The 8,088-nt window shown below is 67.2% G+C and carries 7 protein-coding genes; all 7 read right to left on the reverse strand.

The annotated features are described in order from the left end of the window. Window positions 1-6: 6 nt before the first annotated feature. The 7 genes from pssA to ccrA all read right to left on the reverse strand — a co-directional run bounded on the left by pssA (window position 7) and on the right by ccrA (window position 7,730). Window positions 7-861 carry a CDP-diacylglycerol--serine O-phosphatidyltransferase gene (pssA, locus tag ACWGH4_RS25865; RefSeq protein WP_441261652.1) on the reverse strand — a complete coding sequence of 285 codons (855 nt, stop codon included), beginning with the start codon at window positions 859-861 and terminating at the stop codon, window positions 7-9. Then, window positions 848-1,504 carry a phosphatidylserine decarboxylase gene (locus ACWGH4_RS25870; RefSeq protein WP_453465197.1) on the reverse strand — a complete coding sequence of 219 codons (657 nt, stop codon included), beginning with the start codon at window positions 1,502-1,504 and terminating at the stop codon, window positions 848-850. The genes pssA and ACWGH4_RS25870 overlap by 14 nt, the downstream gene beginning before the upstream one ends. A 169-nt stretch (window positions 1,505-1,673) precedes the next feature. Beyond that, window positions 1,674-2,879, reverse strand: a complete 1,206-nt coding sequence (locus ACWGH4_RS25875; RefSeq protein WP_005309527.1) for an acyl-CoA dehydrogenase family protein — start codon at window positions 2,877-2,879, stop codon at window positions 1,674-1,676. Window positions 2,880-2,881: 2 nt separating this feature from the next. Continuing rightward, window positions 2,882-3,394: a MaoC family dehydratase gene (locus tag ACWGH4_RS25880; protein WP_159684572.1), complete on the reverse strand. Its 513-nt coding sequence runs from the start codon at window positions 3,392-3,394 to the stop codon at window positions 2,882-2,884. Between the two features lie 5 nt (window positions 3,395-3,399). Beyond that, window positions 3,400-4,374 carry an HpcH/HpaI aldolase/citrate lyase family protein gene (locus ACWGH4_RS25885; protein ID WP_307709261.1) on the reverse strand — a complete coding sequence of 325 codons (975 nt, stop codon included), beginning with the start codon at window positions 4,372-4,374 and terminating at the stop codon, window positions 3,400-3,402. Next, the gene (locus ACWGH4_RS25890) at window positions 4,371-6,383 is read right to left on the reverse strand and encodes a protein meaA (RefSeq protein WP_453465202.1); all 2,013 of its coding nucleotides are present in this window, start codon (window positions 6,381-6,383) and stop codon (window positions 4,371-4,373) included. The genes ACWGH4_RS25885 and ACWGH4_RS25890 overlap by 4 nt, the downstream gene beginning before the upstream one ends. A 9-nt stretch (window positions 6,384-6,392) precedes the next feature. Beyond that, window positions 6,393-7,730, reverse strand: a complete 1,338-nt coding sequence (ccrA, locus tag ACWGH4_RS25895; RefSeq protein WP_441261655.1) for a crotonyl-CoA carboxylase/reductase — start codon at window positions 7,728-7,730, stop codon at window positions 6,393-6,395. Window positions 7,731-8,088 lie beyond the last annotated feature (358 nt).

Genomic DNA, 8,088 nt, shown 5'->3' on the forward strand with positions numbered 1-8,088 from the left:
GGCTCGTTACGGCAGCTGCGCCGCCCGTGCCTCGCGGCTCTCGCGCCGGTTGTCGCGGAACGTGTTCACGCGGCGTGCCGTCGCGAAGAGCGGGATGGTCGCCGCCATCACGATCTGCAGCGCGCAGCCCATCTGCAGCAGCACCTGGCCGCCCGGCGCGTCGAACGCCCACGCCGCCAGCATGCCCATGGCCGCCACGATCCAGGCGAGCACCGCCACCGCGAGGACGCCCCGCGGCTTGGGGTACTCGACCCGGCTCACCATCAGCCACGCGGTACCGACGACCGCCAGCAGTGTCGCCTCGAACGGCAGCTCGAGCAGCACGATCGAGACGACCGTGAGGGCCCCGAACGGGGACGGCATGCCCTGGAACGTGCCGTCCTTCACGGTGACGCACGAGAAGCGGGCAAGCCGCAGCACCACCGCCAACAGCACAACGATCGCGCCCACCGCCGCGACCCGCTCGTGCGCGTCACTCGCGACCATGCCGTACACGAGCACGAAGTACGCCGGCGCCAGACCGAAGCTGATCAGGTCGGAGAGGTTGTCCAGCTCCGCGCCCATCGGCGACGACCGCAGCTTGCGGGCGACGAGGCCGTCGAACAGGTCGAAGACAGCCGCGCACAGCATCAGTATCACCGCTGTGGCCGCGCTGTTGCGGGCCATGCCCGACTGGTCACCCGAGAGGTGCGGGATGAGGATGCCCGTGGTGGTGAAGTACACCGCCATGAAGCCGCACGTCGCGTTACCGAGCGTGAGGGTGTCCGCTATCGACAGCCGAAGGGACAGCGGCATTTCCTCCGCGTCGTCGTCCTCGGCGACCCAGTTCGTGGCCTGTGTGTCGGGATCAATCACGGTCAATTCGAGTCACCCCCGCGGTCGTGGTCTGACCGACCTCGACAGCGACGTCGACACCTTCCGGAAGGTAGATGTCAACGCGCGATCCGAAGCGGATCAGACCGATGCGGTCGCCCTGCTCGACCTTGGTGCCCTGCGGGATGTACGGGACGATCCGCCGCGCGACCGCGCCGGCGATCTGCACCATCTCGATGTCACCGAGCTCGGTGTCGAAGTGCCAGACAACGCGCTCGTTGTTCTCGCTCTCCTTGTTAAACGCGGGGACGAAACCGCCCGGGATGTGCTCGACCGACGTCACCGTGCCCGAGAGGGGCGCGCGGTTGACGTGGACGTTGAGCGGGCTCATGAAGATCGCGACGCGGGTACGTCCGTCCTTCCACGGCATGATGCTCTGCACCACACCGTCGGCGGGCGAGATGACCCGGCCGTGTGCGATCTCACGCTCGGGGTCGCGGAAGAACCACAGCATGCCCGCCGCGAGCGCGGTGGTGGGCACGGCGATGACCGCGGCACGCCGGGAGCGGCGTGAGCGGGCCAGGCTGAGTGCAGCGGTGGCGACGGTCGGCAGAAGCCACGGCGATGCTCCGCGAGCGATACGTACGCCAAGGAGGCTGTCGCGAGGTGCAGAGGTTTGGCTGTGGGGCATGGATGACCTTCGTAGCGGATGATGCCGCGCTGGCAACGGGGGACGGCGGCTTTCCCGCGATCGTATCGGTTACGACCCGCAACTGGGAAAGGCAGAAGCCGAGTCGGCGGCCGGAAGATGATGACAGGGTGTGATCATCTTCCGGCCGTAACCGACTCAAAAGCGACAATCAACCCTGGAATCGGTACTCCTCGAGCAGCCGACGACCAATGATCATTTTCTGGATCTCGGCGGTACCTTCGCCGATCAGCAGCATCGGGGCCTCGCGGTAGAGGCGCTCGATCTCGTACTCCTTGGAGAAGCCGTAGCCGCCGTGGATACGGAAGGCGTCCTCGACGACTTCCTTGCAGTACTCGGAGGCGAGGTACTTCGCCATCCCTGCTTCCAGGTCGTTTCGTTCCCCGGAGTCCTTTTTGCGAGCTGCGTTGACCATCATCGCATGCGCGGCCTCGACCTTGGTAGCCATCTCGGCCAGCTTGAACTGGATGGCCTGGTGCTGGGCGATCTGCTTGCCGAAGGTGTGGCGCTGCTGGGCGTAGGAGACGCCCAGCTCAAAGGCACGCTGCGCGACACCGCAGCCACGCGCGGCCACGTTCACGCGTCCGACCTCGACGCCGTCCATCATTTGGTAAAACCCTCGGCCGGTGGTGCCGCCGAGTACCCGATTGGCCGGAATGCGTAGTCCGTCCATGATGAGTTCGGTCGTGTCGACGCCCTTGTAACCCATCTTGTCGATCTTCCCGGGGATGGTGAGGCCGGGGCGGACCTCTCCGAAGCCGGGCTCCTTCTCGACGAGGAAGGTCGTCATCGACTTGTGCGGGGCGGTCCCCTCGGGGTGTCCTTCGTCACTCCGGCACAGGACGGCGACCAGAGTGGACGTGCCGCCGTTCGTCAGCCACATCTTCTGGCCGTTGAGGACGTACTCGTCGCCGTCCTTGACGCCCTTGGACGTGATGGCCGACACGTCGGAGCCGAGGCCGGGCTCGGACATCGAGAACGCGCCCCGGACCTCGCCCAGCGCCATGCGCGGCAGGAAGGTGTCCTTCTGCTCCTGCGTGCCGTGCTGCTTGAGCATGTACGCCACGATGAAGTGGGTGTTGATGATGCCGGACACGGACATCCAGCCCCGGGCGATCTCCTCCACGCACAGCGCGTACGTGAGAAGGGACTCGCCCAGGCCGCCGTACTCCTCCGGGATCATCAGGCCGAACAGGCCGAGTTCCTTCAGGCCCTCGACGATCTGCGTCGGGTACTCGTCCTTGTGCTCCAGCCCGGTCGCGACAGGAATGATCTCCTTGTCGACAAAGTCCCGCACGGTGGCGAGGATCTCCTGCTGAACATCGGTCAGACCGTGGGTCTGGGCGAGTCGCGCCATGACTACTTCTCCTGTGACTTCAGCTCGGGCCGGCCGGGCTGCTCGCCGCCGCGCTCCTTGATGTACGTCTCCGTCGGGACCATCACCTTGCGCCGGAAGACGCAGACGAGGGTGCCGTCCTGCTTGTAGCCCTTGGTCTCCACGTAGACGATCCCGCGGTCGTTCTTCGACCTGGAGGGCGTCTTGTCGAGGACGGTGGTCTCGCCGTAGATCGTGTCGCCGTGGAAGGTCGGCGCCACGTGCCGCAGCGACTCGATCTCCAGGTTGGCGATGGCCTTGCCGGAGACGTCCGGCACGGACATGCCGAGGAGCAGCGAGTAGATGTAGTTGCCCACCACGACGTTCTTGCCGAAGTCCGTCGTGTTCTCCGCATAGTTGACGTCCATGTGGAGGGGGTGGTGGTTCATCGTCAGGAGGCAGAAGAGGTGGTCGTCGTACTCGGTGACCGTCTTCCCGGGCCAGTGCTTGTAGACCGCCCCGACCTCGAACTCCTCATAGGTGCGTCCGAACTGCATGACGGTCAGGCCTCCGGGATCTCGAACTTGCTGGTGCGCTGCATGCCCGCCGCGCGCCCCTTGCCGGAGACGACGAGCGCCATCTTGCGGCTGGCCTCGTCGATCATCTCGTCGCCGAGCATCGCCGAGCCCTTCTTGCCGCCGGCCTCCGACGTGTAGTAGTCGTACGCGTCGAGGATCAGCTCCGCGTGGTCGTAGTCCTCCTGCGACGGCGAGAAGATCTCGTTGGACGCCTCGACCTGACCCGGGTGGAGCACCCACTTGCCGTCGAAGCCGAGCGCGGCGGCGCGCTGCGCGACCGCGCGGTAGCCGTCGATGTTGCGGATCTGCAGGTAGGGGCCGTCGATCGCCTGGAGGTTGTTGGCGCGGGCCGCCATAAGGATCTTCATCAGGATGTAGTGGTACGCGTCGGCGTCGTAACCGGGGGGCTGCTCGCCGACCACCAGGGACTTCATGTTGATGGAGGCCATGAAGTCGGCCGGGCCGAAGATGATCGTCTCGACGCGCGGCGACGCCTGGGCGATCGCGTTGACGTTGTTGAGGCCCTGCGCGTTCTCGATCTGCGCCTCGATGCCGATCTTGCCGACCTCGAAGCCCATCGTCTTCTCGATCTGGGTGAGCAGCAGGTCCAGCGCCACGATCTGCTGGGCGTCCTGCACCTTCGGCAGCATGATGCAGTCGAGGTTCTGGCCGGCGCCCTCGACGACCGTGACGACGTCACGGTAGGTCCAGTGCGTGGTCCAGTCGTTGACCCGCACGACCCGCGTCTTGCCGGTCCAGTCGCCCTCGTTGAGGAACTTCACGATGGTGTGGCGCGCGTCCGGCTTGGCGAGCGGCGCGCAGGCGTCCTCCAGGTCCAGGAAGACCTGGTCGGCGGGCAGACCCTGGGCCTTCTCCAGGAACCGCGGGTTCGAGCCGGGCACCGCCAGGCAGGAACGGCGCGGACGAAGACGGTTGACCGGGTGCACAGGGGTGCTCATGCGGGGACCTCCAGAGGGTCGAGCTTGTTCGCTTTACGGATCTCGTCGACGATACGGCCGATGATCTCCGTGATACCGAAGTCCTTCGGGGTGAAGACGGCGGCCACGCCCGCCTGCTTCAGTGCGGCGCCGTCGGCGTTCGGGATGATCCCGCCGACGATCACCGGAATGTCCGCGGCGCCAGCCTCGCGCAGCCGTGCGAGCACGTCCGGCACCAGCTCGGCGTGCGAGCCGGACAGGATGGAGAGGCCGACGCAGTGCACGTCCTCCGCGAGGGCGGCGGAGACGATCTGCTCGGGCGTGAGCCGGATGCCCTGGTAGACCACCTCGAACCCGGCGTCGCGGGCCCGTACGGCGATCTGCTCGGCGCCGTTGGAGTGCCCGTCCAGACCGGGCTTGCCGACCAGCAGCCGCAGCCGGCCGGAGCCCAGCTCGTCCGCGGTACGCGCCACCTTCTCGCGCACGGCGGCGAGCGGCGTGCCCGCCTCCGCGGTGACGGCCACCGGGGCGCTGCTGACGCCCGTCGGCGCACGGAACTCGCCGAAGACGTCACGCAGCGCCCAGGCCCACTCGCCCGTGGTGACGCCCGCACGCGCACACTCGACGGTGGCCGCCATCAGGTTCTCGGTGCCCGCCGCGGCCTTCTTCAGCGCCGCGAGGGCCTCGGCCGCACGGGACTCGTCGCGGTCCGCCCGCCACTCGTGGAGCTTGGCCACGACCCGGGCCTCGTTCGCCGGGTCGACCGTCATGATCGCGGTGTCGAGGTCCGCGGTGAGCGGGTTCTCCTCGGTGGTCTCGTAGATGTTGACGCCGACGATCTTCTCGTCGCCCGCCTCGATCCGCGCCCGCCGCTCGGCGTGCGAGGAGACCAGCTGCGACTTGAGGTAGCCGGACTCGACGGCCGCCATGGCGCCGCCCATCTCCTGGATCCGGTCGATCTCCTCGAGACACTCGGCGACCAGCGACTCGACCTTGGCCTCGATGACGTGCGAGCCGTCGAAGATGTCCTCGTACTCCAGCAGGTCCGACTCGTGCGCCAGCACCTGCTGGATGCGCAGCGACCACTGCTGGTCCCAGGGCCGGGGCAGACCCAGCGCCTCGTTCCACGCGGGCAGCTGCACGGCCCGCGCCCGGGCGTCCTTGGAGAGCGTCACGGCCAGCATCTCGAGCACGATGCGCTGGACGTTGTTCTCCGGCTGCGCCTCGGTCAGTCCGAGGGAATTGACCTGGACGCCGTAGCGGAAGCGGCGCTGCTTCTCGTTCTCGATGCCGTAGCGCTCACGGGTGACCTTGTCCCAGATGCGCCCGAACGCGCGCATCTTGCACATCTCCTCGATGAAGCGGACGCCCGCGTTCACGAAGAACGAGATACGGGCGACCACGTCACCGAACTTGTCCGCCGGCACCTGGCCGGAGTCGCGCACCGCGTCGAGCACGGCGATCGCGGTGGACATCGCGTACGCGATCTCCTGCACCGGCGTGGCCCCGGCCTCCTGCAGGTGGTAGCTGCAGATGTTGATGGGGTTCCACTTGGGGATGTTGGCCACCGTGTACGTGATCATGTCGGTGGTCAGGCGCAGCGAAGGACCGGGCGGGAAGACGTGCGTCCCGCGCGACAGGTACTCCTTGACGATGTCGTTCTGCGTCGTGCCCTGGAGCCTGGTGATGTCCGCACCCTGCTCCTCGGCGACCACCTGGTACAGCGCCAGCAGCCACATGGCGGTGGCGTTGATGGTCATCGAGGTGTTCATCTGCTCCAGGGGGATGTCCTGGAACAGCCGGCGCATGTCGCCCAGATGGGAGACCGGCACCCCGACCCGGCCGACCTCGCCGCGGGCGAGGATGTGGTCGGGGTCGTAACCGGTCTGGGTCGGCAGGTCGAAGGCCACCGACAGACCCGTCTGTCCCTTGGCGAGGTTGCGCCGGTACAGCTCGTTGGACGCTTCCGCGGTCGAGTGACCGGCGTACGTCCGCATGAGCCAGGGCCGGTCCTTCTGGCGCTCTGTCATCTGCAGACCTCAGACATTCCTGAAGCGGTTGATGGCGTCGAGGTGCTTCTCGCGCATCTCCGGGTCGCGGACACCGAGACCCTCCTGCGGGGCGAGGGCGAGGACGCCGACCTTGCCCTGGTGGAGGTTGCGGTGCACGTCGTACGCGGCCTGGCCGGTGTCCTCGAGGGAGTAGACCTTCGAGAGCGTCGGGTGGATCTTGCCCTTGGCGATGAGGCGGTTGGCCTCCCACGCCTCGCGGTAGTTGGCGAAGTGCGAGCCGATGATCCGCTTCAGCGACATCCACAGGTAGCGGTTGTCGTACTCGTGCATGTAGCCCGAGGTCGAGGCGCAGGTGGTGATGGTGCCGCCCTTGCGGGTGACGTAGACGCTCGCGCCGAAGGTCTCGCGGCCGGGGTGCTCGAAGACGATGTCGATGTCCTCGCCGCCGGTGAGTTCGCGGATGCGCTTGCCGAAGCGCTTCCACTCCTTCGGGTCCTGGGTCTGCTCGTCCTTCCAGAACTTGTAGCCCTCGGCGTTGCGGTCGATGATCGCCTCGGCGCCCATCTTCCGGCAGATGTCCGCCTTCTGGTCGCTGGAGACGACACAGATCGGGTTGGCGCCGCCGGCCAGCGCGAACTGGGTGGCGTAGGAGCCGAGTCCGCCGCTGGCGCCCCAGATGAGGACGTTGTCGCCCTGCTTCATGCCGGCGCCGTTGCGGGAGACGAGCTGACGGTACGCGGTCGAGTTGACCAGGCCCGGGGAGGCGGCCTCCTCCCAGCTGAGGTGCTTGGGCTTGGGCATCAGCTGGTTGGACTTGACGAGCGCGATCTCGGCCAGGCCGCCGAAGTTGGTCTCGAAGCCCCAGATGCGCTGCTCGGGGTCGAGCATCGTGTCGTTGTGGCCGTCGGAGGACTCCAGCTCGACGGAGAGGCAGTGCGCGACGACCTCGTCCCCGGGGTTCCAGGCGTTCACGCCGGGGCCGGTGCGCAGGACGACGCCCGCGAGGTCGGACCCGATGACGTGGTACGGCAGGTCGTGGCGCTTGGTGAGCTCGGACAGACGTCCGTAGCGCTCGAGGAACCCGAAGGTCGAGAGCGGCTCGAAGATCGAGGTCCACACGGAGTTGTAGTTGACCGAGGAGGCCATGACCGCAACCAGGGCCTCGCCGGGGCCGAGCTCCGGCACCGGCACGTCCTCGACGTGGAGGGACTTGCGGGGGTCCTTCTCCCGCGTGGTGAGGCCCTCGAACATGTCGACCTCGTCCTTGTGCACGGTGACCGCGCGGTAGGACTCGGGGATGGTCAGAGCGGCGAAGTCGGCGGACGTGGACTCCGTCGACTGGATCGCGTCCAGGATTTCCTTCACGGTGTTGCCTCCGGCGAAGAGCGTCTGAGGGGGACGCTGAGGGGTACGTCGGGGTGGTGCTGCTGTTGTGGAGGTGTGCCGTCGGTTCGGCGTGTGGTGCTCGATGGCGGCGCTGGTGGGCGCCTGAAGGTGCCTGTGACGCAGGCGTCCGGGCGCGCAGCGCGATGGTTGCGGGGACAGCCGGCGTACGAATGGTCTCTGCACGCCGGCCGCCCGGACAACATCAACGTATGGCACCCCGTGCCAGGTGACAAGACACTGCGTGCCAAGAATTTCTCTCAGATGCAATCCGCCGGACACATATGAGCGATGATCGATCGAATGGGCCCCTGAACAGCGCGAACGGCCGCCCCTGGAC

The organism is Streptomyces sp. NPDC054847, from assembly GCF_053610925.1.